Below are 24950 nucleotides of genomic sequence, written 5' to 3'. Positions count from 1 at the left end.
AGTCAGAACAGCGTCGCCGGGCCGACCGGGGCCGGCTCGGGCAGCGGCGCCAGCTCGGGCACCCGGGCGCGCACCTGGTCGTGGAAGCGGCGGGCCAGTTCGGGGGCGTCCGCGTTGTCCGGCGTGTGCACGAACACGGTCGGCGAGCGGCCCTCGCGCAGCCAGGCGGCGACCACGTCGAGCCACGGCTGCCAGCCCTCGACCGTGGTGGCCGGGTCGTCACGGCCGAGGTAGCGCACGACCGGCCGGTCGGTCAGCGCGTGGGTCCGCAGCGGCAGCCGGGGTTTGCGGGTCCACGCCTCCCGCTCCGCGTCGCTGGTCGGTGGCGTGCGGAAGAAGGCGGTGGTGTCGAACGGGACCCACTCCGCGCCGTGCCGGCCGAGCGTGTCCTCCAGCGCCCGCACCGCGCCGGGGTCGGTGAAGAAGGCGGGGTGGCGAACCTCGACGGCGTACCGGTGGGTGGTGGGCAGGGTGCGCAGGAACCGGTCCAGGACGGGCACGTCCTCGGGGGCGAACCCGCCGGGCAGCTGCACCCAGAGCATGTGGGCCCGGGGGCCGAGCGGCTCGACCGCGTCCAGGAACGCCCGCAGGTCGCCCTCGCCGCCGGTGAGCCGGTGCCCGTGCGTGACCGCCTTCGGCAGCTTGGGCAGGAACCGGAAGTCGGGGTCGGTCTGCTCCGCCCAGGATGCCACGGTCTCCCGGCTCGGGGTCGCGTAGAACGTGGTGTTGCCCTCGACCGCGTCGCACCAGCCGGCGTACGCGCGTAGCCGCTCGTGGGCCGGCAGCGGGTGCGGCAGGAACCGTCCCGACCAGGACCGGTGCGTCCACATCGCACAGCCCACGTGCAGGCGCATCCGGTGTCCTCCCTCGCCGCGTCGCAGCCGCGCCCACCGTATCCGAGCGCCCGGCGGGCGGATTGGGCCGGGCCCGCCCGGGGCAGGAGGAGGTCCGGAGGTGGTGACGGTGACCGACGGACCGGGTCTGCGGCTGTGCCAGGTGGTGCTCGACTGCACCGACGCGCGGGCCCTGGCCGAGTTCTACCGCGCGCTGCTGGGCCTGGTCTACCGACCCGGGGACGAACCCCCGGCGGCCGGGGAGCCCGACGGGCGGGGCCGGGACTGGCTGGTGCTGCGGACCTCGGAGGGTGCCCCGCAGCTGGCGTTCCAGCAGGTCGAGCGGTTGCCGGCGGCGACCTGGCCGGAGGGGGAGGTGCCGCAGCAGCTGCACCTCGACCTGACCGTGCCGTCGGTGGCGGAACTGGACCGGCAGCACGAGCGGGTGCTCGCGCTCGGCGGCCGGCTGCTGCTGGACCGCGTCGACGACCCGGACGAGCCGTTGCGGGTCTACGCCGACCCGGCCGGTCACCCGTTCTGCGTCTTCGTCGCCTGACCCGGAGCCGTCCACCCGGCCGGTTCCGTCGCCGGGGCGTCTCCGGCCGGGGCGTGGTCAGCCGCGTCCGCCGCCGTCGGCGAGCAGCCGGCCGCCGGCGCGTCCGCGCTGCTGCTTCACCCGGTAGAGCCGCTGGTCGGCGGCGTGCAGGAGCCGGTCCAGGGTGTCGCCGTCAAAGGGCGCGGTGGCGGTGCCGACGCTGACCGAGGTGAGCGGGCGCAGCGTCGCCTCGATCCGCGCCGCCGTCGAGCGGGCCGCCTCCGTGTCGGCGTCGGCGAGCACCACCACGAACTCGTCGCCCCCGATGCGGGCGATGGCGTCCCCGCCGCGCAGCACCTCGCGCGTCGCGGCCACCACCCGACGCAGCAGGTCGTCCCCGGCGGCGTGCCCGAGACGGTCGTTGACCAGCTTGAAGTCGTCCAGGTCGAGGCAGAGCAGCGACGGGCCGGGCCGACAGCCCGCGCGGAACAGGAAGCGGGTCAGTTCGGCCAGGCCGCGCCGGTTCAGCGCGCCGGTGAGCGGGTCCAGCGACGCCAGCGCCCGCAGCTGGGACCGCTGCCGGGCCAGCGCCCTGGTCTGGGTGGAGCAGACCGAGACGAGCACCAGCATGCCGGCGAGGTAGACGAAGACGTGCCCGCGCGGCGCGGGTGGCCCGGCGACGGCGACCAGGAGGTAGGTGCCGAGGATGAGCACCTCGAAGCCGAGCATCAGGCGCAGCTGCGGGGTGTAGCTGGCGACGAAGACGGCGGTGGTGACGAAGCCCAGCGCCGCGGGGGAGGAGACCCCGCCGTCGCCGAGCGCGCCCACCGCGGCCACCACCAGCGTGATCAGCAGCAGCGTGGAGGAGACCCGGTAGCTCCAGGTCTTCGACGTCACCCGGGTCGCGACCCACGAGCCCGCGACGCCGGCGACCAGACCGCAGCCGTACGCCCCGAGCATCAGCGGCCGGTGCGGCTCGGCGAGCGTCGTCAGGCAGTAGACGACGGCGACGGCGTGCGACACGGCGTGCAGCGCCGCGCTGAGCAGCGTGCGTCGGCGTCGCTCGGTCATCGGACGGCCCGCCGGGGCGGGTGTCGCCCGGGCGCCCCGGTGCGGGCACGGGCTCGGGCGACCGGTCCGCCCCCGCTGACGGCCGGTGTGGACGACACGCGCGCGGGGCAGCTCGCCACGTCGAAATTCAATGACCGGGCCGCCCGGTCGTCAAGAGGCGAACCGTTCATCAGGCGTTCATCGGTGCGAAATGAGACGGCGTCGTGACCTGCGGGTCACCATGCGTGAGCGGCTCAGAGCACGGAGAGCGCCGCGGCGATGTTCCGGTCGGCCAGCTCGCGCATCCACCGCCGGTCCGGGAAGTCGGTCCCGGCGATCCGCAGTGGACCCTCGATCAACGACAGCACCTGCGCGTACCGGTAGAACTCCAGCCGGTCGACGTCGAGCGCGACCGGCCGCAGCGCCGGGTACGCGTCGCCGAAGCGCAGCCGGAGCCATGCGTGCTCCCACTCGACGTCGAACCAGGTCAGGCCCTCGAAGTCGATCATCACCGGTTCGCCGGCCGGGGTGACGAGGACGTGGTCCGGGCCCAGCTCGCCGTGCACCAGCGCGTACGTCCGTCGCGGCGTCACCCGCTCCCGCAGCTCGCGCAGGTGCGCGGCGATCCGGTCCCGCGCCGCCGCCGGCCGGGGGTCCCGCGCGGCGGCCCCGTCGAGGTGCGCCAACGCCCGGTCCAGGACGACGTCCTCGGCCGCCCGCGCGCCGGAGGCCCCCGGCGCGTCGGTGAGCCGGCCGTACCGAGGGCCGGCCGTGGTGTGCATCCGCCGCAGCGCGTCCCCGAGCCGGGCCAGTGGCGCGGCGGCCCGGACCGGGTCGCGGGCCAGCAACGCCTCCAGCGTCACCCCGCCGGCGTCCTCGACCAACGCGACGTCGGCGTCGAGGTGACGCCCGGCGCGGTCCACCGCGATCAGATGCGGTACGCGCACCCCGGCGGCGGTGAGCGCGGCGTGGTTGGTGGCGAACAGCTCCGCCCCCGACGCCTCGGTGAACGGATCGTCCGGGACCGTCGCCGACTCCGGCCAGTAGTTCTCCGCCGCCGACCAGACGTAGAGGACCACCGACCCGCCGTCGTCGAGCCCGATCCGGTACACGCCCTTGCGGGTCCCGCCGGTGAGCCGGTCCAGCGCGGTGACCCGCCGATCCGGGCCCAGCCGGTCGCGGACCAGGTCGCGGACGTCGTCGCGCCGCAGGAACGCCCGGGTCACGGTCGTTCCACCCGGACCGGGTCGCCCCGGACCAGCTCGTCGTGGATCCGCCAACGCGCCGTCGTGCCGGCGCGCCGGGCCGCGTCGTCGCCCTCGGCGATCCGCCGCCGCAGCAGGTCGACGGCGATCCGCCGGTTGAGGTGCAGGTGCCGTTCGGTGTCCACCACCACGGTCAGGCCGGACGGGCGGTGGGTCGCGCGGACGGCGGTGCTGGCCTTGTTCCGGTGCTGGCCGCCCGGTCCGCCGGTGCGGCACGGCACGATCGCGACGTCCGCCTCGCGGAACGGGGTCGCCGCCACGTCGGCCCGGTGCGGCCGGGCGGTGACGTACCAGTTCTTCCGCCCGTGCCCCGGACGGTAGGGGCTGGCCGCCTGCCAGCAGAGCGTGCCGGTCCAACCGGCGGCGAACTCCTCCGCGCCCGCGCCGGTGATCCGGACCAGCGCGGACCGGTGGGTGCCCGGGCGCTCACCGGGCACCGTCTCGACCCGGACCACGCGCAGGCCACGCCGGGTGGCGTCGGCCTCCAGGCGGGACAGCAGCCGGGCCAGCGCCCACGCGCACTCCTGCGGTCCGCGCCCGGCGGACAGGAACAGCTCCGTCACCGCCGGCTCCGGCGGCGACCCGCGCCGACGTCCGGGGTCTTGTAGGTGACCAGCGGCACCGTGGTGGTGACCGGCGTGGCCAGGTCGTGCGCCACCAGGTCCCCGATCACCTGCTCGATGCGCTTGTAGGCGGTCGGCGCCTCCTCGAACAGCAGCTGACGGTCGCCGCACACCACCAGCGACCCGACCGGTGTGCGGCGCAGCTCCTCGACGGTGTGCTTGGCCCGGCCGCGGCGCAGCGCGTCGGCCCGGGACATCTTCCGGCCGGCGCCGTGCGCGACCGAGTGGTTGGCGTCCGCGCCGGCGTGCGCGGCCACCAGGTAGGACGGTGTGCCCCGGGTGCCGGCGACCAGCACGTCCCGGCCGTCGCCCGGGGCCGCGCCCTTGCGGTGCAGGTAGCGCCCGTCGCGGATCTCGACCAGGTTGTGGCACTGGTCGACGACCGGCTCGGTCGGCTCGGCGCCCAGCGCGTACGCGACCCGGGCCGCGAGCAGCCGCCGGTTGAGCGAGCCCCACCGGACCGCCGCGTCGTGCCGGGCCAGGTAGGCGTCCGGGTCGGGCGCGGGGCCCGCCCCGTGCCGCTCGGTGTGCTCGCGCAGGATCCGCTCGCCCAGCCCGCGCGAACCGGAGTGCACCACCAGCACCAGGTCGCCGGTGGCCAGGCCGATCCGGTCGGCGTGCTCCGGCGCGAGGACCGGGCCGACGCGGGCCAGCTCGACGAAGTGGTTGCCGCGCCCGACCGTGCCGAGGCCGTCCAGGTGGCCGGCGGGCACGTCCCCGGCCAGCACCGACCAGGCCGGGTCGTCGGCGTCCCGCTGCGGGTCGAGGGCCCGGTCCAGGTCCGGGAACCGGGCGGCCAGCCGTTCGGGTACGGCCCGCCGCAGCGCGATCGGGAACACCGCGATGCCGCACCCGATGTCGGAGCCGACCAGGAACGGGTAGAGCACCGTCGACGCCATCGCGGCGCCGATCGGCGCGCCCTTGCCGGGGTGCAGGTCCGGCATGGCGGCGACGTGCGCCATGCCGTCCAGCGCGGCGACCTGGTGGCACTGGTCCAGCGCGGCGGACTCGATCCAGCTGCCGGGGGAGGAGAAGACGGAGACGGTGGCGGGCACGGCGGCCCGCCCGGAGGGGTGCACGGACACAGACGCTCGTTTCTGGGAAGGGCGGAGAGCGGCGAACGGCAGGCGGCGCGGCCTGCGGGCGGGGTGCGGTCCGTCAGAACGTCATGGCGGTCACCGTGCCCGACACCGCCGGGCGGGGCAAGCGAGTTTCCCCGCCGAGCACGCCGAAGGCCGGCCGGTCGTGACGACCGGCCGGCCTCCGGGGCGGGGTGTTACCGGCCCCTGCCCCTCAGGTAGACGACGGCGACGAGCACCACCGCTACCAGGACGAAGAATCCGACGAGCACCGGCCCCGGCAGGGGCGAGCGGGCGGCGAGCGTGACGGCGAGCAGATCCATGTCGGTCCTCACGTGGTCGGGTCAGGTCAGGTCAGAAGGCCACGGTTCCCTGGAATCCGGCCGAACAACCCGTGCCACCGCTGCTGACGCCGCCGTTGTAGTCCGACTCGCCCTCCCAGTCCACCTCGGCGCCGGCGCTGATCGCGCCCAGCGCGCACTGACCGTAGACACCGCCGCCGTCCTCCACGTTGCCGCTGCCCTTCTGGTAGGACACGGAGGCGCCGGCGCCGGTGCCGATGGACCCGGTGATGCCCTGGTTGCCTTCGTCGTCCCACTCGTAGGCGAGGCCGGCGCACAGGACGTAGCAGATCTCGAATCCGAAGCTCTCGGAGTCCTGGCCGGTCGGGTCGATGTTGCCGATCGGGTTGTCGGCGGCGTAGGCGTAGCGGTTGCCGTTGGCCGGGTTGCCGATGAAGCTGAGGTTGTCCTGCTGGGTGAACCGCCCGTGGTCCGGGTTGTACCAGCGCTGGCCGAACTTGGTGTACTTCGTCGCCGGGTCGTAGATGCCGCCGGCGTAGCGCAGGATGTTCGTCTGCCCGAGGTAGTACTCGTCGGAGCTGGTGACCACGCCGTACGGGTCGTAGCGGTAGGTGGCCACCGTGGTGCCGTCGGAGCTGACCACGGCGATCGGGGAGCCCTGCCCGTCGAGGACGTAGGCGTAGTCGCGGTTGTTGATGCGCAGGCCGAGCAGAGAACCGATGCCGTCGCGCTCGACGTAGACCGTCCCGGAGCCGTTGCGGTAGGACTGGAGGGCGGGCACGCCGTACTGGTCCTGCCGGCCGAACACCATCGCCGTGCCGTTGCCGGAGGTCAGCTCCACCTGGTCGGCGCCGGCGTAGGTGTAGCTGCCGCTCCCGGCGGTGGTCATCTGCTTCAGCCCGTTGTATCCCAGGGTGGTGACCGCGGGCGCGCTGCTCTTGGTCTGGCTGCCCCGGCCGTCGTAGGTGTTGTTGGTCGTGGTGATCTGGTTGGCCGAGTTGAACGTCAGCGACTGGGTGGTGCTGGCGTCGACCTTGACCGTGGTGCGGTTGCCGTTGGTGTCGTAGGCGTACTCGTAGGTCTTGCCGCCCACGTTGGTGGCCTTGGTCAGCCGGTTGCCCTTGTCGTAGCTGAACTGGGAGACCGTGCCGGTCGACTCGTCCTTCTGCCACTGGCGCAGGCCGGTGTCGTCGGTCTTGGCGGTCGAGCAGCCCTGGCCGGCCACGTACTTGGCGTAGCAGTAGGTGATGTCCGAGACGGTGGCCGGGCTGCTGGAGAAGCGCTTCGTGGTGACCCGCAGCGGCCGGTCCGACTTGTCGTACGTGGTGGTGGTCTTCATCGCCCAGACGCTGTTGGTGTTGTCCGTGGCGAAGTACGTCGTGGTCCGGTTGCCGTTGTTGTCGTAGAGGAAGTTGTAGCGGGTGCCCCCGGCGGTGTCCATCCGGACCAGCAGGTTCCGGGTGTTGTAGTAGTACTGCGTGGTGCCCCGGCCGTCGGTCAGCTTGACCAGGTTGCCGACGGCGTCCGGCGTGTAGGACAGCGTCTCGGTGCCGGCGGTACGTTCGCGGAGCCGGTTCAGCGTGTCGTAGAGGTACGTGGTGACCCCGCTGGCGTCGGTTCGCTTGATCAGGTTCCCGGAGCCGCCGTACTCGTAGACGACATCACCGGCGGCCGCGCAGCCGGAGTGCGAGATCTTCGTGACCCGGTCGTCCAGGCTGTACTCGTAGGTGGTGACGCAGCCGTCGCTGACGGTCTTGAGCCGGCCGAAGTTGTCGTAGCTGAACGTCTTCGCGACCAGGCCGTTGCCGGTCGGCGGCGTGAGCTTGATGACCTGCTTGTTGGCGTCGTAGCCGTAGGTGGTGGCGTTGGTGCCGTTGCCGGGGTCGGTGGACGACTTCACCGTGCCGTCGGTGTTGTAGTCGACCTTCGCGTCAGCGGCCAGGGCGTCCTTGGTGGAGGTCCGGTTCCCGACGCCGTTGTAGGTGTAGGTGGAGCTGTTGGCCTGCGTGTCGATCGATGAGCTGGGCTGGAAGTTGGCGGTGGGATTGGTCTGGCTGGCCACGCCGGTGTACGCCGCCGACGCGCTCGCGCCGGTGGGTGAGTCCGACTTGGTCAGCGACTCGCCGCCGTTGGCCCCGTAGGTGTTCGTGACGGTGCCGCCCTCCGGCGAGACGGTGCCCGCCACGTCGCCGAACGGTGTGTACGAGGTGCTGCGCTCGTTGCCCGCGGCGTCGGTGACCTTGGTGACCTTCTTGTCGCTGTTCAGGTCGTAGGTGCTGTGCGGCACCGCCGCTACCGACTGGCCGAGGTCCTGCCGCGCGTCCGCGACGAGCGTCTGCGAGGACGTCGGGTACGCGAACCGGGTGGTGGAGCCGGTCATCGTCGGCACGTTGGTGACCTGGGTGACCGAGGTGACCCGGTGTTGGCCGTCGTAGGTGAACGTGTGGAACGAGTTGTCCATCGCGGTGATCTTGACCAGGTCGCCGGCGCTGTTGTAGTCGAACAACGTCTTGCGCCAGGTGGCGGACTGGATGGTGGTGAGCCGGTTCGACGAGTCGTACTGGTACGACACCTCCCGCCAGGCGCCGTCGTCGGCGGTCTGCCGGTACTTGGTGATCTGGTTGCCGGTGTAGGTCGGGACCGCCGAGCGCACCGACCCGTTGCCCCGGTCCGAGGTGACCTTGCTGAGTTTGCCGCTGGCGTAGGTGTAGGTGGTGGCGTTGTCGCTGCGGTCCAGCGTCTTCGTCAGCAGGCCGGCGGAGTCGAAGTAGAGCCGCTTGCCGCCGTGCTCGGTCAGCTTCCAGCCGGTGCCGTCCTTGGCCAGGACGGCCTTGAACTCCACCGGGGTCTTGTAGCCGGACCCGAGCACGGTGAACTTCCCGACCACCCCGTCGGCGGCGGCGTAGGTCACCGACCCGTCGTCGGCCTTGACCAGCCGGACGTCCATCCCGGCCCGGGTACGCCAGCCGGGGCCGTGCGCGCCCTGGGGAAGGTCGGTGCCGAGCAGCAGGCTGTTGAACGCCGCGCCGATGGTGACGTTGGCCGCCACGCCGGGCAGGGTGAGTTCGGTGCTGGTGATCAGCAGGTTGCCCGACCCGACGTTGACCTTCGCCTGGATCCGGTCGCTGATCGAGAAGGGGATCTGGGTCGCGTTGCGGGCCGGTCCGGTGCCCTTCGGCACGGTGGGGGCGACCCCCTGTGCGACGACGGTCCGGCCGGCCGTGCGGTGCGGGGTGTCGAACAGCTTCACCGTGCCACCCGTACGCGGTGACACCACCGGGGTGAGGCCTCCGGACGCTGCGGGGGCGGCGCTCGCGGGGGCGGCGGGTGCCACCAGCCAAGCCGATGCCAGGGCGGTGACCACCGCCGTCGTCGACATGGCGCGACGTTTCTGCATGTATTCTCCTCGACGCAATCCGGCGGTCGCCGGGTGGGCACGGTGAAGAGCTGGTCCACCGAACGGCGAAACAGCAGGTAATTGCGCTGAAATGGGCGCACATAATTGCGCGCACATTTCAGCGGCGGTGTGGTGTGGAGGTGCGTCAGCCGCGCAGGCGCAGCCGTGGCGGCCTTCTGGCCAGGCGACAAGCGCCTGGCGGAGAGGGGTGTGACGCGGTCGTGACGGCCGGCGTCGCCCGGCTGTGGTGCCGGGCGGTCCGGTCGTGCGAGTTGACTCCGTCGTCCGGCTGGCGATTATCCCCGTTCTTTTCGCGCCGGTACTTGATGGATGTCAATTAACCTAGTGAGGTGATCGGATTGCTGTCAATGCCGATCACATTTGGTTGTCATCTATGCGGCGGATACGGGCACAAGGGCCGGCGCCCTCACGGAGCGTGAAACCCCCGCCACCGTCGACATCGGGCCACCGGATCCATAGACTCCGATCTTTCTGGTGCCACGAGTCCAGGGAGGACCCACGTGTCGAGCGAAACCCGACCGCACGTCGCCGTACCGCTGCTGGCCCGCCTCGCCGGGGTGGCGGTGACCGCCGCCGCGCTGGTCGCCGCCGGAGGTGTCGCCGCCGTCGCGGCCCCGGCTGCCGATCCCGCGCCGACCAAGGGGCCGTGCGCGTACACGCCGACGCCGGACGAGCCGGCCGCCCGGCCGGTGCCGCTGCCGCCCGACCCGCGGCGCACGCCGGACCGGGGGACGGTACGGGTGACCCTGCGCACCAACCAGGGCCCGATCGGGCTGACCCTGGACCGCGAGCAGGCCCCCTGCACGGTGCAGAGCTTCCTGCACCTGACCCGGCACAGGTTCTACGACCGGACGCCCTGCCACCGGCTCACCGCGTACCCGACGTTGAAGGTGTTGCAGTGCGGTGACCCGTCGGGAACCGGCGAGGGTGGCCCGGGCTACCGGTACCGCGACGAGCTGCCCACCGACCTGCCGCCGGCGCCGACCGACCCGACCGGGGTCCGCCGGCTCTACGCCCGCGGCACGCTGGCCATGGCGAACGCCGGCCCGGACACCAACGGCAGCCAGTTCTTCCTGGTCCAGTCCGACTCGGCGCTGCGGCCGAACTACACCGTCTTCGGCCAGATCGACGCGGCCGGGCTGGCCACGCTGGACCGGATCGCGGCCGGTGGGATCGCGGCCACCCCGGAGGACCCGGCACCGGTCGACGGCGCGCCCGCCCTGCCGGTGGAGATCTGCCGGGCCAAGCGGGGCCGCTGACCGCCGGCGGCCCGGCGGAACGGCCGACGCCGATCCGCCGGGCCGCCCGGTAGCCTGCGGCGATGACGCACGAGCGGGAGATCACCGAGCCGGTCGACCTGTGCCGGCCGGACGGCCGGCTGAACCCGGCGGCGGTCGGCTGGAGCCGGCGCCCCCTGCACCGGTCCCACCTGCGCGGCTGGGGTCGGGCCAAGCGGTGGGAGCACTGGGGCGTGGTCACTCCGACACACGTCCTCGGTCTGGTCGCGTCCTCGCTGGACTACGCCGGCGTGCAGAGCCTCTACCTGCTCGACCGGCGCACCCGCCGGGAGACCGTCGCCGAGGCGGTCGTGCCGTTCGCCCGGGGCACGGAGTTCCCGCCGGTCAGCGGCGCCGGCCGGATCCGGGCCCGCGGTGGCGGGCTGACCATCGGCATCGACCAGGGGGTCGACGGCAGCACCGTGCGGGCCACGGCCCCCGGCGTCGAGGTCGACCTGGTGGTGCCGCTGCCGCCGGGGCACGAGTCGCTCGGCGTGGTGGTGCCGTGGAGCACCCGCCGGTTCCAGTACACGGTCAAGGACGTCGGCCGTCCGGTGCGGGGCTCGATCCGCATCGACGGCACGGACCACCCGGTCGGCGCCGACTCGTTCGCGGTGCTCGACCACGGGCGCGGCAAGTGGCCGTACGCGGTGCGCTGGAACTGGGCGGCCGGCTGCGGCCCGGGTCGCGCGATCCAGCTCGGCGGGAAGTGGACCGACGGCACCGGTTCGACCGAGAACGCGGTCTTCGTCGACGGCCGGCTGCACAAGATCGGCGCCGATCTCACCTGGCGCTACGACCGGTCCGACTGGCTGCGGCCGTGGCGGATCACCGGCGACCGGGTGGACGTCACGTTCCACCCGTTCCACGAGCGGGTGGCGCGCACCAACCTGCTCGTGCTGGCCGGGGAGACGCACCAGTGCTTCGGGCACTTCACCGGCTGGGCGGCCACCGACGACGGCGAGCGCGTCGACCTCGACGGCCTGACCGGCTGGGCCGAGGAGGCGCGCAACCGCTGGTGACGGGCGTCCCCGCCGCACCGGCGCGGTGCGGAGGGGACGTGTCGGGCGGTCAGGCCGGCAGCCGCCAGACCTGGTTGGCGCCGCCGAAGCAGTCCCAGATCTGCAGCCGGGTGCCGTCGGCGGAGCTGTTGCCGGTGGCGTCCAGGCACCGGTTGGACACCGGGTTGCGCAGCGTGCCGTTGCTCTGCGCCTGCCAGACCTGGGCGGCGGTGCCGTTGCAGTCCCAGAGCTGGATCTTCGTGCCGTTCGCGGTGCCGGCGCTGGTCACGTCGAGGCACTTGCCCAGCGCCCGCAGCGTGCCGTCGCCGGCCACGGTCCAGTTCTGCGCGGCGGTGCCGTTGCAGCCGTAGAGCTGGATCGCGGTGCCGTTGGCGGTGCCCGCGGCGGCGACGTCGACGCACTTGCCGGCGATGCCGGTGATCGGCCCGGTGCGCCCGGACTCCGGTGGCGTGCCGCCGCCGGTGGCCGTGTCGTAGATCGCGCCGACCAGCGAGGTCGAGCCGGTGGTGTCCTGCGACAGCTCCCAGTTCATCATGCCGCCGGCGTTCGCCATGGCCCACTGCGTCTTGCGCCTGACGGTCGGTACGCCGTTGTAGCACTGCTGCGCGCCACCGGCGGTGGTGCAGTCCCGGTTGGCGTTGGCCGGGTCCATTCCGACCAGCGCGGCGTAGGTGTAGTAGCCGGGCCGGCTGTAGAACGGCACGCCGAGCACCGCCTTGGCCGCCGGCAGGCCGCGTGCCTTCCACCCGTTGACCGCGGCGATCGACCAGTCGTAGTTGGCGTGCGGGCTGCCGCCGTCGTACGCCATGATGTTGAGCCAGTCGACCGAGCCGAAGACGGCGGTCGGGACGCCGGTGACGTAGTAGCCCTCGGCGACCACCGCGGCGGTGAGCAGCTTGCCCCGGCTGTGCAGGGCGCTGCCGAGCTGTTGCATCAGCAGCGTGTAGTTGTTGGCCGACGTCCCCGGGTCGGGATACTCCCAGTCGATGTCGACGCCGTCGAGGTTGTACTGGTTGACGAAGGCGACCACGTTGTTCACGAACGCGCCGCGGGCGCCGGAGGTGGCGGCGAGCGCCTCGAACGCGGAGTCGTCGCCGTCGTTCCAGCCGCCGATCGCGATGGAGACCTTCACGTTGTTGGCGTGCCCGAGCGAGACCAGCGAGGAGAGCTTGCTCGGGTTCTCCACCGCGCGCAGGCTGCCGTCGCCGTTGGGCAGCACGAAGGCGTAGTTGACGTGGGTGAGCTTGCCGTACTGGACGGTGTTGACGCTGCCGCTCCACGACGGCAGGTAGCCGACACTCTTGAAGTTGTTCGGCAGCACGACCGCCTCGGCGGCGGACGGGGCGAGGGTGAGGGTGGCGGTGGTGGTGGCCAGCGCGAGCGCACCGGCGGCGAGGCGGCGCCGGAGGTGGGGTCTGGGCATCGAGGGGCCTTCCCGGGGGACGGGGGTGGACAGGGGGTCTTCCTCGAGGTGGATCAAATATTAAAGAGTATTAACTAAGCCGTCAACGATGTACGTCGATGAACTACCCGGCGTACGCGGACAGGCGCGCGAGCTGCCCCGCCGGCCAGCCGGTGTTGGCGGTGAACCGCACCCGCAGGTGGCGGACGGAGGTGGCGGAGAACGTCACCGTCGCCTCGTTGCCGGTCGCCGGGTCGAAGCGGACGCCGGTCGGCCCGGTGAGCGTGGCGAAGTCGGTGCCGTCGACGCTGCCCTGCACGGACAGCGTCTGGGTCCGGCTCTCCCACCCGGGCGGCAGCGCGAGCACCAGGCGGGTGACCGGGTGGCTCGCGCCCAGGTCGACCTGCCACCACTGGGGAAATGCGCCGTTCGCCGACTCCCAGTAGCTGCCCCGGTCGCCGTCGACGACGTTGCCGGCGCCGTACGGGCCGTTCTGCTGGCTGCTCGCGGTCGCCGGCCGGCCGGCCGCCAGGTCGCCGGCGGGTGGCTGCCCACCCCCGACCACCGGCGGGGTGGGGCGCGTCGCGGTGAGCGCCAACTGTCCCTTGAGCATCCGGCCACCGTCGGCGGTGATCCGCAGATAGTAGTCGGCCGAGCAGGCGGTGCCGTCCTCGTCGAGGGTCCGGATCCCCACACCCGCCGGGGTGGTCGCGCCGGTCTCGCTCGTCTTGGCGATCTGGTTGCCCTCGTTGAACTCGTCGAACATCGACACGTAGAGACCCTGGGCGCCCAGCCGCACCATGTTGTACAGGTGTCGCCAGTAGAAGTCGCCGTGCCGCCGGTGCCCGGCGGACAGGTCGCCGGGCATCACGCAGGGCTGGTAGTCGATGCCGTGGGCGGCGCAGTCGGCCAGGTCGGGGACGTTGACGTTGTCGTGGAACCAGTCCAGCCCGTCGAGCGTGCCGGTGCGCCCGACCATCCACGGCGACAGCATGTCGAACGCGCGGTAGACGTCGCCGAAGCCGGGCCGGGAGTCGTTGATCCCCTGCCGCCAGTAGGTGGGCACCCCGCCGATCACGTAGCAGCCCTGCGCCCTGAGCCACCGCACCACGTCCAGGCAGGCGGCGGGGGCGAAGGGGCGGCCGTCGTCGGCGAAGCCGAATCCCCACACGCAGACGACCGGCCGGCCGTTCTGCCGGGCGTACGCCGGTGACGCGGTGTGCGCCGACATCCGGGTGGCCCAGTCCTCCTTGAGCTGCGACTGCATGGCCGTCCAGCCGGTGACGTCGTACATGACGTAGAACGTGCGGCCGAAGCGTTCGGCCGCCGACCGGACCTTCGCCGCCATGGCGTCGCGGGTCGGCCCCTCGTCGCCGAACGGGTTGAACCGTTGCAGCGCGGCGGTGTCGCAGCCGTGCTCCCGCATCCAGCGGAAGTGGGTGTCCACGGTCTGCTGGTCGTAGGAGGAGAAGAGCGTGGCCGGTCGGCCGTCACCGCGGTTGGGGTACGCGGTGGCGTAGCCGCGGTCGTACTCGCGCATGTCCGGCCAGGAGACGATGGTCGTGTTGGCCGGTGAGGGGGACTGGAACCGGTCCCGACTCCAGTGCCACCAACCGCCGATCGGGGCGCCGTCACCCGGACAGGTGAACCAGCCCTGGTAGCCGACGGTGACCTTCCCGACCACGTCGCCCGGCGGGCTGGCGGCGGCGGCCGGAGCGGGGGAGAGCGCGAGGTCGGGGAGTGCGGCGAGCGCGGATCCGGCGAGCGCGGACCGGATCAGGGTGCGGCGGGAGGGCGCCATGGGACCGTTCCTTCGGAAGAGGGAAGAAATCGACGGTCATCATGGCAGTGAGCGATGTCATGCTGCAATACTGAGACAGGTCAATGAAAGAAACGGTGAGGGGCAGCCCGCCCGTGGCGGACCGCCCCTCGTCGCTGCGTCGGTCAGGCGACCGAGGCCGGGAACCGCTCCCAGACCCGGTGTGCCGCCATCAGCCCCTGCACGGCGGTGAGCACCTCCGCGCCGGAGCCCTCGGTGACCACGCCGGGCGAACCGGCCACGCCGGCCTGCCGCAGCGCCTCCGCGCCGGCGCCCCACGCGCCGATCGCCTTGGCGTGCCGCCACGCCTCCTCGACCAGCAGCAGCACCCGCGGGTCGACGGTGGATGAACCCGTCGCGCCGGCCTTGGCGTCGCGGGCCGGCAGCGCGTCCGGCGCCGGCGCCGGGGCGCCGGCCAGCAGGACCGCGTCGAACTCGACCGAGCGGGCGGTGGCGAACGTGCGCTGCACCGGCAGCCCGCCGACCGTGCCGCCGTGCGCGGCGATCAGCAGCGGCACCATGCCGGCGGCGAACACCGCACGCTGGACCTCGGCGACGTCGTCCAGGTCGCCGTCGGCGTCGACCACGATGCCGACCATCCGACCGTCGGCCGGCCACTCCCGGCCGACCTGGGACAGCGCCGGGCTGGGCTGCACCTCCGCCAGCGGCACGGTGGGCTGCGGCGCGGGCAGGCCCAGACCGGTGGCGACCTGCTCGCACAGCACCGGGTCGATGTTGGCCAGGCTCTGCAGCTGCCGCTCCTTGATCGCCTGGTGGTAGCACTTGCCCAGCTCGAACGTGTACGCCCGGACGATGTGCTCCTTCTCCACCGGCGACATGCTCGCCCAGAAGAGCCGGACCTGGCTGTAGTGGTCGTCGAAGGACGCCGGCGCGGCCCGGACCTTGGGCGCCTCGGCCACGGTCACCGGGACGTCCACGAACGCGTGCTCGCGGTCGCCGGCCGGGAACGGGTTGCCGCCGTCGAGCGAGTTCGGCCGGTACGGCGCCACCCCGGCGTGCACCGCCTGCTGGTGGAAACCGTCGCGGAGCATGTCGTTGACGTCGGCGTGCGGCCGGTTGATCGGGATCTGGGTGAAGTTCGGCCCGCCCAGCCGGGTCAGCTGCGTGTCCAGGTACGAGAAGAGCCGGCCCTGCAACAGCGGGTCGTTGGTGACGTCGATGCCGGGCGGCAGGTGGCCCACGTGGAACGCCACCTGCTCGGTCTCGGCGAAGAAGTTGCGCGGGGTCCGGTTGAGCGTGAGCCGGCCGATCGGCTGCACCGGCGCCAGCTCCTCCGGCACGATCTTCGTCGGGTCGAGCAGGTCGATCCCGGCGAACGTCTCCTCCGGGGTGTCCGGGAAGACCTGGATGCCCAGCTCCCACTCCGGGTACGCGCCGGCCTCGATGGCGTCGTAGAGGTCGCGGCGGTGGAAGTCCGGGTCGATCCCGTTGATCAGCTGCGCCTCCTCCCACTCCAGCGAGTGCACGCCGAGCTTCGGCTTCCAGTGGAACTTGACCAGCACCGTCGCGCCGGCTTCGTTCACCAGGCGGAAGGTGTGCACGCCGAAGCCCTCCATGGTCCGGTAGGACCGCGGGATGCCCCGGTCGGACATGTTCCAGATGGTGTGGTGCTGCGCCTCGGTGTGCAGCGAGACGAAGTCCCAGAACGTGTCGTGCGCGCTCTGCGCCTGTGGGATCTCCCGGTCCGGGTGCGGCTTGCCGGCGTGGATGATGTCCGGAAACTTGATCGCGTCCTGGATGAAGAAGACCGGCATGTTGTTGCCGACCAGGTCGAACGTGCCCTCGTCGGTGTAGAACTTGGTGGCGAAGCCCCGGGTGTCGCGCACCGTGTCGGCCGACCCGCGCGAGCCCAGCACGGTGGAGAAGCGGACGAAGACCGGCGTCTCCCGGCCCTTCTTCAGGAACCCGGCGCGGGTGACCTCCTCGGCGGCGCCGTTGGCGACGAAGACGCCGTGCGCGCCGGCGCCCCGGGCGTGCACCACCCGCTCCGGGATCCGCTCGTGGTCGAAGTGCATGATCTTTTCGCGCAGGTGGTGGTCCTGCAACAGCACCGGACCGCGGGGGCCGGCCTTCAGCGAGTGGTCGGTGTCGCGCAGTCGCGCGCCGTTGGCGGTGGTGAGATACGCCCCCTGCTGCCCCTTGGCGATCTTCGGGACGCCGGTCTCGGCGCCGGTCGGGGTGCGGGTGTCCGGTGCGCCCTGCTCGTCCTTGGGCGGCAGCGGGCCGTGCGGCGCGGTGGGCTCGTCGAGCGACGGCGGCGCGCTGCCCGGCGCGCCCGGCACGTCCGGGGTCAGCGCGTCGCCGACCTTCTCGACGGCGGCTTCGACGACACCCTTGACGACCTGGGCGGGCTTGCTGGAATCCATCAGGACCTGTCCTCCCTGCGGCGAAATGACCAGGTCCTCAGGGCCCTACCCCGGGTCGGGCCGGGCAAACAAGGACGAACCGGCGGACACCGCGACGGCGGTCACCACCAGTCCGCGCGCGACCAGCCAGCGACCGTGGAGCGCGTGCAGGGGCGGGCCGCCGTCGGTGCGGACGCCGTCGACCAGCACCCGGGCGACGAACCGGCCGGCCGGATCGATGGTCAGCTCCGCGTCCTCGAAGCCGAGCCAGCGCCCGGTCAACGGGTACCACGCCTTATAGACCGACTCCTTGGCGCTGAACAGCAGCCGGTCCCAGTGCACCGTCGGGTGGGCGGCCCACAGTCCGCCCAGGTGCTCCGGCTCGCCGGCGGCGGTGACCGCGCCCGCGACCCCGTCGGGCAGCGGCTCGTGCGGTTCGGCGTCGATGCCCAACCCGGCGAGCGAGGCGCCCGCGGCCACCGCCGCGGCCCGGTAGCCGGCGCAGTGGGTGATGCTGCCCACCACCCCGGCCGGCCAGATCGGCTCCCGTCGCGGGCCGGGGCGGATCGGCGCCGGCGCGTACCCGAGCTCGGCCAGCGCCTCCCGCGCGCAGCGCCGGGCGGTGACGAACTCCCGGCGGCGGCCGTCCACCGCGCGGGCGACCAGGTCCTCCTCGCCGGGGTACGGCGGCTCGCCGGGCACGTCGGCGTACGCCTCGACCGCGACGGTCCCCGCCGGCAGCAGCGCCTCGATCACGTGTCGTCGCCGAGGACGCGTCGCATCGGCCGGGGCTCGCCGCCCCGCCGCCCCCACTCGCGCGGGTAGCCCAGCGACACCTCCTCGAAGCGCACCCCGTCGTACCGGGTGGTGCGCGGGATGTGCAGGTGCCCGTAGACCGCGACGGCCGCCCGGTGCCGCACGTGCCAGTCGGCGGTGCGGTCGGTGCCGCACCACTGGGCGAACTCCGGGTACCAGAGCACCTCGGTGGGCTGGCGGACCAGCGGCCAGTGGCTGACCAGCACCGTCGGCAGCGTCGGGTCGGTGGCGGCCAGCCGCCGCTCGGTCACCGCCAGCCGGGCCCGGCACCAGGACTCCCGGTCCGGGTACGGGTCGGGGTGCAGCAGCATCTCGTCGGTGCACACCACGCCGGCGGCGTAGGCGGCGGCCAGCGAGTCCTCCTTCGTGGCGGTGCCGGGGGCGCGGAAGGAGTAGTCGTAGAGCACGAACAGCGGCGCCACGGTGACCGGCCCGCCGACGCCCCGGAACACCGGGAAGTCGTCCTCCGGGGTGAGCACGCCGAGGTCGCGGCACATCCCGACGAGCGCCTCGTAGCGCGCCACCCCGCGCAGCGTCACCGGGTCGGTGGGGTGGGTCCACAGCTCGTGGTTGCCGGGCGCCCAGATGACCGTGGCGAACCGGTCGCGCAGCAGCCGCAGCGTCCGCTCGACGTCGGCGAACACCTCGCCGACGTCACCGGCGACGATCAGCCAGTCGTCCGCCGTCTCCGGCCGCAGGCCGTCCACCACGGCCCGGTTCTCCGCGTACGACACGTGGAGGTCACTGACCGCGTAGAGCGCACCCGTCACCCGGTCGATCTTGCCAGCGGCACCGCCCGATGACCAGGCTCCGGGTGGCACGGTGTCGGGGGTCCGACGCACAATGGGCGGCATCGGTGTCGCGACCCCGGCGGCGTGCAGGGCCGAGCGGGATGAAACGTCGACTCTTCACGGAAGGGGCGACGGCATGCACCCGATGCTGCGTCGGCTCGACGACCTCGCCACCCACCTCGCCACCCGGCCGGACGCCGTGGCGCTGCTCGGCCTCGGCTCGGCCGGGGTGGACCACGACCGGCTCGACGACCACTCCGACCTCGACTTCTTCCTGGTCGTCGCGGACGGTGCGGTGGCCCGCTACGCCGAGGACACCGACTGGCTGAGCGCGCCCTGCCCGGTGGCGTACAGCTTCGCCAACGAGCGCAACGGCCGCAAGGCGCGCTACGCCGACGGCATCTTCGTCGAGTACGCGATCTTCACCGTGGCCGAGCTGGCCCGGCTCCCGTTCACCGGGGCGCGGGTGGTCTGGCAGCGCCCCGACGCGCCGCCCGGCCTCGCCGCCGCCGGCGCGCCGGCCGGCGCGCCCACCCCGTACGACACGGTCGAGTTCCACCTCAACGAGGCGCTCACCAACCTGTACGTCGGCCTGCACCGCGAACTGCGCGGCGAGCGGCTCACCGCGGCGCGGTTCATCCAGACGTACGCGGTGGACCGGGCGTTGGCCCTGCTGCGCCTCACCGCGCCGGCCGCGCATCGGCGGGACCCGTTCGACCCGAGCCGCCGGGTCGAGCAGGCGTACCCGCCGGAGGTGCTGCCCCTGGCCGAACTGGTGCCCGGCTACCGGCACAACCGCGCCGCCGCCCGGGCGATGCTCCACTGGCTGGAGTCCCGCTTCCCGGTCGATCCGGCCATCGGCGAGCCGATCCGCGACCTGCTGGCCCGATGACGTGCCGGCTCAGCCGACGAGGTCGGCGACCCGGTCGGTGGCGCGCAGCAGCTCCCGGGCGATGCCCGGCTCCGCCGCCGAGTGCCCGGCGTCCGGCACGATCCGCAGCTCCGCCTCCGGCCACCGCCGGGCCAGGTCGTACGCGGACACCGGCGGGCAGCACAGGTCGTACCGGCCGTTGACGATCACGGCGGGCAGGTGGCGGATCCGGTCCACCCCGTCGAGCAGTTGCCCCTCGGCGAGGAAGCCGCCGTGCAACGCGTAGTGGGACAGGATCCGGGCGATCGGCAGCGCCTGCCCGTCGGCGGTGAGGTGGGCGAGCAGCTCCGGGTCGGGCCGCAGCGACGAGTTGACCGCCTCCCACCGCCCCCAGGCCCGGGCGCAGGCCCGGCCCTGCGCCTGGTCCGGGCCGTGCAGCCGCCGGTGGTAGGCGGCCAGCACGTCGTCCCGCTCGGTCGGCGGGATCGGGGCGACGAACCGGTCCCACTCCTCGGGTTGCAGGTGGCGCAGGCCGCCCTGGTAGAACCACTCCCGCTCGCTACGGCGCAGCAGCAGCACGCCGCGCAGCACCAGACCGGTCACCCGCTCCGGGTGGGTCTGTGCGTAGGCCAGCCCGAGCGTGGCCCCCCACGACCCACCGAAGACCATCCAGGAGGCGATCCCGAGGTGCCGCCGGATCGTCTCCAGGTCGGCCACCAGGTGCCAGGTGGTGTTGGCCGCGAGCCCGCCGAACGGGGTGCTGCGACCCGCGCCGCGCTGGTCGAACAGGACCGCCCGGTAGCGCGCCGGGTCGAAGAACCGCCGGGCCGCCGGCACCAGGCCGCCGCCCGGCCCGCCGTGCAGGAAGACCACCGGTACGCCGTCCGGCCGCCCCACCTCCTCCACGTGCAGGACGTGGCCGTCACCGGCCGGCAGGCGGTGGGTGGCGTAGGGCTCGACGGGCGGGTGCAGGCCGACTCCGGTCATGCCCGCTGATTCTGCCCGCCCGGCCCGCGCCGCACGGACCGGTCAGCAGGCGACGTTGCCGCCGAGGTTGTCGAGCAGGGCATCGGCGACCCAGCCGGAGACGCCGGTGGTGGTGTCCCGCAGATAGGTCCAGGTGTAGGTGGTGTGACCGTTCGCGCTGACCCGGTCGCCGCTGGCGAAGCAGTGGAAGTCGACGCTGTGGCTCAGCTGGCCGTAGCCGAGGGAGCCGCAGGTGGTGTGCGGGCCGGTGCGGATGTTGACGTTGGTGGCGTTGAAGAGCTGGCCGAACTTCGGGTCGACGTTGGAGTGCGAGTGACTGCAACTCGCGCTGGCCGGTGCGGCGGCGCCGACCACCGCGACACCCGACGCGGCGACGGTCAAGACGACGGCCGCGCCGATCGAGGATGCTTTTCGCATGTCCACCAACCCCCGTGAAGGATCGAGTCCTGCCCTACACATCGATGCAGATATTTGCATATGGCAAAGGATGGTGGCAAGGTCCGGTGTCCCGCTCAGGCCGGGGCACGCACCCCGGTCTCCGGACCGGTGGTCTCCGCCTCCGGCACCGGGCGCGGCGCCGGCGTCCGCACCGCGAAGGCGTCGAAGCTCGGCCCGTCCAGCCGCTCGATGAAGGGCTCGGCGGTCGGCCGATCGGTGTCGCCCGGGTCCGTCTCGGCCCGATCGGCGTCGACGCGCGCCGCCGGCGCCGGCTCGGACGCCGCCGCCGGGGCGGCGGCCGGACGCGCGCCCACCTGCGGGTACTCGGCGGTCTCCCCGCCGCCCGCGGCGGCCGCCATCACCGCCGCCGCGGCCAGGTCGGCGACCCGCTTGGCCTCCCGCTGCACCCGGGCCCGGGTCTCCTTGGCGTGCTGCTCGGCCAGCTCCGCCGCGCGTCGCGCCTCGTCCAGCCGCTTGGTCTCGGCGGCCAGGTCCCGGCGTACGCCGACCAGCCGCTCCTCCAGCTCCGCGCCGGCCCGCTCGATCGCGGCGATCTCGCCGCGGGTCTCCTCCAACTGCGCGCCGACGGTCTCCAGCTCGGACGTGAGCCGGGCCAGCGCCTCCTGCCGCTGCTGGACCTCCCGCTGCACGGTGGCGAGCTGCTCCTGGTGCGCCGCGGTCTCCTCGTCGGCCCGCTCCCGCACCTCGGTGGCGTACTGCTGGGCCTCGGCGACCAGGGCGGCGATGTCCCGCTCGGCGGCGCTCGCCCGGTCGGCCAGCTCCTGTTCCGCCGCGGCCCGCCGCTCGTCCAGTTCCCGCGCCATGGTGGCCTGCCACTGGGCCAGCTCCTGCTGGGCCTTGCTGCGGGTGGCCTGCACCTCCTGCTGGATCTGGGTACGCGCGGCCTTCACCAGCGCCTCGGACGCGGACCGGGCCTGCTCGACCTGCTGGGCGCTCTGCTCGGTGAGCCGCTTCGCCTCCTGCTGGGCCCGGTCGTGCGCGGCCTGGCCCTCGGTGCGCAGCTTCTCCGCCAGCTCGCGCACGGCGGTCAGCTCCGCCTGCGCGGTGGCCCGCCGCTCCTCGTCCACCCGCTCCTGCTCGGCCCGGCGGGCGGACAGCTCCTCGTCCAGCTCGCGCCGTTCCCGGGCGGCCTGCTCCTGGGCGGCGGTCAGCACCTTCTCCGCCTGCGCCTGGTGGTCCTCCGCGCGTCGGGTGGCCATCTCGGTGATCTGGCCGGCCTGCTTCTCGGCCAGGTCGAGGATCTGGTCGACCATCGGCCCCAGGTCGCGGAACGAGGCCCGGTCCACCGCCGTCGGGCGGTCCCGCAGCTCGACCGCCTCGGCCTGCGCCCGCTGCACCTGCGCGGTCAGCTCCCGCACCTGCGCGTACGCCCGGTCCCGGGCGGCGGTCAGCGCGTTCACCTCGCCGTCCATCTGCTCGACGTACCGGTCCACCTGACGCTTGTCGTAGCCGCGCAGCGCCGGGTCGAACCGGGGGCGTGCGGACACGTCGTCGTGGGGTGCGAACGGTTCCTCACCGTTGGACATGCGCCATCCTCCGTCGGTTCGCCAGCGCCAGGCCGCAGGGCACGATGAGGCGCTACGGTACCGTGTCCGCGCGCGCGTCTCGCCCCGCCCCGCCCCCTGATCCGCGAGTCAGACCGGGAAGTGGGGATTCCCGACCGTCAGTCGGATGGTGAAACCGTCCGCGTCCCGGTGGTGCGTCACGTGGTCGCAGCTCTGGTGGGTGATCCACAGGCCCAGGCCGCCCTCGCTCCCGTCGCCCGCCGGCAGCAGCCCGGCGTACGGGTCCTTGGGGCCGGGACCACGGTCGTGCACGGCCACCACCAGCCGGTCGGGGGCGCGCCAGAGGCGCAGGCACACCGGCGTCGTGCCGTGCCGCAGCGCGTTGCACACCACCTCGCTGACGGCCATCACCAGGTCGTCGAGGTCGTCGGGCGGAAGCAGGCCCCGGTCGGCGGCGCGGACCGCCGCACGGGCCCGGGCGGGCGTCGGGTCGGACAGCTCGACCTCCGGCACCGTGTGCTGCACCGGGTCGAGCGGCGCGGGCCGGCACTCGGACAGGTAGGTCGCGGGCTCGGTGTAGACACCGGTCGGTTCGTGTCGACCGTCCGGGGTGGCGACCCGGGGATGCGTCCGCGCCACGTCGGCCAGCACGTGCGGCGGCGCGACCCGACGGTCGTAGGCGCACATGCTCCACAGCGGGAAGTCGTCGTAGGCGTGGTTGATCGCCGACTCGTAGCGCGCCCACGCGTCCCAGGTCGCCCCGAACAGAACCGCCGGCAGCTCGCCGACGATGCGGATCTGCGGGGCGCCGGCGGCCACGTGGGAGCCGAGCAGCTCGCGGTAGGCGCGGATCGCGCCGGTCGGCCGGGCGTAGACGTCCCCGCCGGGCAGGAACGTGACGTCGGCGCCGGTGGGCAACGCCCGACGGACCAGGTCGGCGTTGCGCCCACCCAGGCCCACCACCGTGGGTTCGCCCGCCTCGACGCCGCCCCGCAGGAACGGCAGGACGACGGCCAGCAACTCGTCGTCGGAGTCGTAGAGGAGCGCCTCGTGGAAGTAGCCGGTGTGACCGGCGGCCGCGCCGGTCCTCATCGGACCACCTCGACCCGGATCCCGGTCAGGCCCAGCAGCTCCACCAGCCGGGCCGGGGCCGTGCGGCGGGTGCGCAACACCGCGACGGCGTCGTGGCGGCGGGCGTGATCGCGCAGGCGCAGCAGGCTGCGGTGGTCGACGAAGTGCAGGTGGGACGCGTCGAACACCAGCCGGCCCGCCTCCGGACGCGGGTCGGCCCGCTCCAACGCGGTGGCGAAGAGCAGGTGGTTGGACGGGTCCAGCTCGCCCCCGAGCGCCACCGCCGCGTCGTCGCCGCCGGCGTGCAGCCGGAACAGCACCTCGGCGTTGGTCTGCGCGTGCAGGCAGGCCAGCTCGGCGATCGCCGCGTCGCCCAGCACCCGCCGGTCGTACGCGCAGACCGCCGACATCGGCCGGTGCCGCATCCAGTGGTCGATGCGGTGCTCGTAGCGGGCGAAGGCGTCCCGCTGGGCGGCGGTGCGCACCAGGCCGGTCGCCTCGGCCACCACCCGAAGGCCGGTGTAACCGGCGGTCAACGCCTCGGTGGTGGCCCGCACGTACGCCCGGACCTGCGTGCCGGGATCGACCACCTCGTCATGTCGGTAGGCCTGGCCGACGGCGAGCAGCCGCACGTCGCCGCGACGCCGCGCGGCGGTGAACCCGGGCACCGTCGTCAGCCGCCGGGCCGTCACCTCGGGCTCCTCCGGGCCGACCAGCCAGACCTGTTCGCCCGCGGCGAGCCCGGCGGTGACCTGGTCGACCTCCAGCGCGTGCAGCGCGGCCGGGTCGGCGTAGGCGAGGCAGCCGTGACCGTAGCCGGGTCCTGTCGCGTCCCCGCCGGTCACCGGCTCCACCTCATCCGCCCAGTCTAGGCCCCGTGCCGGACAGCCGGCCGTCGCGGTCAGGGCAGCGGGTGGGAGATGTCGCGGGCGTGGTCGGTCAACGCGGCGCCGACCACGGTGGCGGTCAGCGGCAGGATCTCCAGGCAGCGGCGCACCGCGGCGCCCATCAGCGGGTTCGGCACCCGCATGGAGAGCGTGCAGTGCGGCACCCAGCGACCCGGCCGGTAGTGCTCCACCACGCCGACCCCGGCCCGGGCCAGCCGCTCGTGCACGTCCGCGTGGTGGGCCAGCAGCTCCGGCGTGGGCGCCGGCCCGAGCCACAGCACGCGTCCGACGAACTGGCCGGCATGCTGGAACTCCAACCGCAGCGGCGCGGCGACCATCGTCCCGGCGAGCGCCTCGGCCACCTGCCGCGGGTCCAGGCGGGGCGCGACCGCCAGCGAGACGTGCGGGCGGTGCCGCTGGGCCAGCAGCGAGCGCATGCTCGGCACCCCCTCGGACTCCAGCAGGTCCCACAGCACCCGGACCCGCCGGGTGGCGTCGGTGTCGAGATACAGCTCCAGCGCCGCGACCACCCGATCACCCTAGAGCGGAGGTTTGCCCCGCCCGCTGGGCGG

The 24950-nt window shown here is 73.5% G+C and carries 22 protein-coding genes; 4 read left to right on the top strand and 18 right to left on the bottom strand.

The window, feature by feature from the left end; translation table 11 throughout:
* Positions 1 to 2: 2 nt before the first annotated feature.
* On the bottom strand, positions 3 to 830 hold the full coding sequence (locus GA0070622_RS23490) for a DUF72 domain-containing protein (RefSeq protein WP_218060643.1): 828 nt from the start codon (positions 828 to 830) through the stop codon (positions 3 to 5).
* Between the two features lie 133 nt (positions 831 to 963).
* On the opposite strand from GA0070622_RS23490, the gene GA0070622_RS23485 reads away from it, so the two are divergent.
* Positions 964 to 1389 carry a VOC family protein gene (locus GA0070622_RS23485; protein WP_091583820.1) on the top strand — a complete coding sequence of 142 codons (426 nt, stop codon included), beginning with the start codon at positions 964 to 966 and terminating at the stop codon, positions 1387 to 1389.
* A gap of 57 nt (positions 1390 to 1446) precedes the next feature.
* On the opposite strand, the gene GA0070622_RS23480 is transcribed toward GA0070622_RS23485, so the two are convergent.
* The 6 genes from GA0070622_RS23480 to GA0070622_RS23460 form a co-directional block, all read right to left on the bottom strand.
* The gene (locus tag GA0070622_RS23480) at positions 1447 to 2439 is read right to left on the bottom strand and encodes a GGDEF domain-containing protein (RefSeq protein WP_091578738.1); all 993 of its coding nucleotides are present in this window, start codon (positions 2437 to 2439) and stop codon (positions 1447 to 1449) included.
* A gap of 233 nt (positions 2440 to 2672) precedes the next feature.
* A complete protein-coding gene (locus GA0070622_RS23475) occupies positions 2673 to 3644 on the bottom strand; it encodes a phosphotransferase family protein (RefSeq protein ID WP_091578735.1) in 972 nt (323 codons plus the stop codon).
* The gene (gene prfH / locus GA0070622_RS23470; RefSeq protein WP_091578733.1) at positions 3641 to 4246 is read right to left on the bottom strand and encodes a peptide chain release factor H; all 606 of its coding nucleotides are present in this window, start codon (positions 4244 to 4246) and stop codon (positions 3641 to 3643) included. The genes GA0070622_RS23475 and prfH overlap by 4 nt, the downstream gene beginning before the upstream one ends.
* Complete coding sequence (locus GA0070622_RS23465) at positions 4243 to 5391, bottom strand: RNA ligase RtcB family protein (protein ID WP_091578731.1); 1149 nt, start codon at positions 5389 to 5391, stop codon at positions 4243 to 4245. The genes prfH and GA0070622_RS23465 overlap by 4 nt, the downstream gene beginning before the upstream one ends.
* Positions 5392 to 5582: 191 nt before the next feature.
* Positions 5583 to 5708 (bottom strand): hypothetical protein, encoded by a 126-nt coding sequence (locus GA0070622_RS33510; protein WP_255292642.1) that lies wholly within the window; start codon positions 5706 to 5708, stop codon positions 5583 to 5585.
* A 31-nt stretch (positions 5709 to 5739) separates the two neighbouring features.
* The gene (locus GA0070622_RS23460) at positions 5740 to 9084 is read right to left on the bottom strand and encodes an RHS repeat-associated core domain-containing protein (protein ID WP_245666768.1); all 3345 of its coding nucleotides are present in this window, start codon (positions 9082 to 9084) and stop codon (positions 5740 to 5742) included.
* Between the two features lie 521 nt (positions 9085 to 9605).
* Here GA0070622_RS23460 and GA0070622_RS23455 point away from each other — a divergent pair.
* Positions 9606 to 10364, top strand: a complete 759-nt coding sequence (locus GA0070622_RS23455) for a peptidylprolyl isomerase (protein ID WP_091578725.1) — start codon at positions 9606 to 9608, stop codon at positions 10362 to 10364.
* A gap of 62 nt (positions 10365 to 10426) precedes the next feature.
* Complete coding sequence (locus GA0070622_RS23450; protein ID WP_091578722.1) at positions 10427 to 11404, top strand: DUF2804 domain-containing protein; 978 nt, start codon at positions 10427 to 10429, stop codon at positions 11402 to 11404.
* Positions 11405 to 11453: 49 nt separating this feature from the next.
* Here GA0070622_RS23450 and GA0070622_RS23445 read toward each other — a convergent pair whose 3' ends face one another.
* The 5 genes from GA0070622_RS23445 to GA0070622_RS23425 all read right to left on the bottom strand — a co-directional run bounded on the left by GA0070622_RS23445 (position 11454) and on the right by GA0070622_RS23425 (position 18577).
* On the bottom strand, positions 11454 to 12827 hold the full coding sequence (locus GA0070622_RS23445) for a glycosyl hydrolase family 18 protein (protein ID WP_091578720.1): 1374 nt from the start codon (positions 12825 to 12827) through the stop codon (positions 11454 to 11456).
* Between the two features lie 103 nt (positions 12828 to 12930).
* Positions 12931 to 14607 carry a glycoside hydrolase family 99 protein gene (locus GA0070622_RS23440; protein WP_091578718.1) on the bottom strand — a complete coding sequence of 559 codons (1677 nt, stop codon included), beginning with the start codon at positions 14605 to 14607 and terminating at the stop codon, positions 12931 to 12933.
* A 143-nt stretch (positions 14608 to 14750) separates the two neighbouring features.
* Positions 14751 to 17012 carry a catalase gene (locus tag GA0070622_RS23435; RefSeq protein WP_091578716.1) on the bottom strand — a complete coding sequence of 754 codons (2262 nt, stop codon included), beginning with the start codon at positions 17010 to 17012 and terminating at the stop codon, positions 14751 to 14753.
* Between the two features lie 45 nt (positions 17013 to 17057).
* Positions 17058 to 17747 (bottom strand): 4'-phosphopantetheinyl transferase family protein, encoded by a 690-nt coding sequence (locus GA0070622_RS23430; protein WP_091578713.1) that lies wholly within the window; start codon positions 17745 to 17747, stop codon positions 17058 to 17060.
* Positions 17744 to 18577: a metallophosphoesterase family protein gene (locus tag GA0070622_RS23425; protein ID WP_091578711.1), complete on the bottom strand. Its 834-nt coding sequence runs from the start codon at positions 18575 to 18577 to the stop codon at positions 17744 to 17746. The genes GA0070622_RS23430 and GA0070622_RS23425 overlap by 4 nt, the downstream gene beginning before the upstream one ends.
* Before the next feature lie 157 nt (positions 18578 to 18734).
* Between GA0070622_RS23425 and GA0070622_RS23420 the strand changes: the two genes are divergently transcribed.
* Positions 18735 to 19490 carry a hypothetical protein gene (locus GA0070622_RS23420; RefSeq protein ID WP_091578708.1) on the top strand — a complete coding sequence of 252 codons (756 nt, stop codon included), beginning with the start codon at positions 18735 to 18737 and terminating at the stop codon, positions 19488 to 19490.
* Positions 19491 to 19499: 9 nt separating this feature from the next.
* On the opposite strand, the gene pip is transcribed toward GA0070622_RS23420, so the two are convergent.
* The 6 genes from pip to GA0070622_RS23390 all read right to left on the bottom strand — a co-directional run bounded on the left by pip (position 19500) and on the right by GA0070622_RS23390 (position 24908).
* Entirely contained in the window at positions 19500 to 20456 is a 957-nt protein-coding gene (gene pip, locus GA0070622_RS23415; protein WP_091578705.1) for a prolyl aminopeptidase, read from the bottom strand.
* Between the two features lie 42 nt (positions 20457 to 20498).
* Positions 20499 to 20873: a hypothetical protein gene (locus GA0070622_RS23410; RefSeq protein ID WP_091578702.1), complete on the bottom strand. Its 375-nt coding sequence runs from the start codon at positions 20871 to 20873 to the stop codon at positions 20499 to 20501.
* Positions 20874 to 20968: 95 nt separating this feature from the next.
* Entirely contained in the window at positions 20969 to 22441 is a 1473-nt protein-coding gene (locus tag GA0070622_RS23405) for a coiled-coil domain-containing protein (RefSeq protein WP_091578699.1), read from the bottom strand.
* A 108-nt stretch (positions 22442 to 22549) separates the two neighbouring features.
* On the bottom strand, positions 22550 to 23512 hold the full coding sequence (locus GA0070622_RS23400) for an anti-sigma factor RsbA family regulatory protein (RefSeq protein WP_091578696.1): 963 nt from the start codon (positions 23510 to 23512) through the stop codon (positions 22550 to 22552).
* On the bottom strand, positions 23509 to 24336 hold the full coding sequence (locus GA0070622_RS23395) for an MEDS domain-containing protein (protein WP_091583817.1): 828 nt from the start codon (positions 24334 to 24336) through the stop codon (positions 23509 to 23511). The genes GA0070622_RS23400 and GA0070622_RS23395 overlap by 4 nt, the downstream gene beginning before the upstream one ends.
* Positions 24337 to 24392: 56 nt before the next feature.
* Positions 24393 to 24908, bottom strand: coding sequence for a 2'-5' RNA ligase family protein (locus GA0070622_RS23390; protein WP_091578693.1), 516 nt, complete (start codon positions 24906 to 24908; stop codon positions 24393 to 24395).
* Positions 24909 to 24950 lie beyond the last annotated feature (42 nt).

It is taken from the genome of Micromonospora sediminicola, from assembly GCF_900089585.1.
GTDB lineage: Bacteria > Actinomycetota > Actinomycetes > Mycobacteriales > Micromonosporaceae > Micromonospora > Micromonospora sediminicola.
Note: the sequence above shows the minus strand (reverse complement) of the source record. Positions and strands in the feature narration are given on the sequence as shown.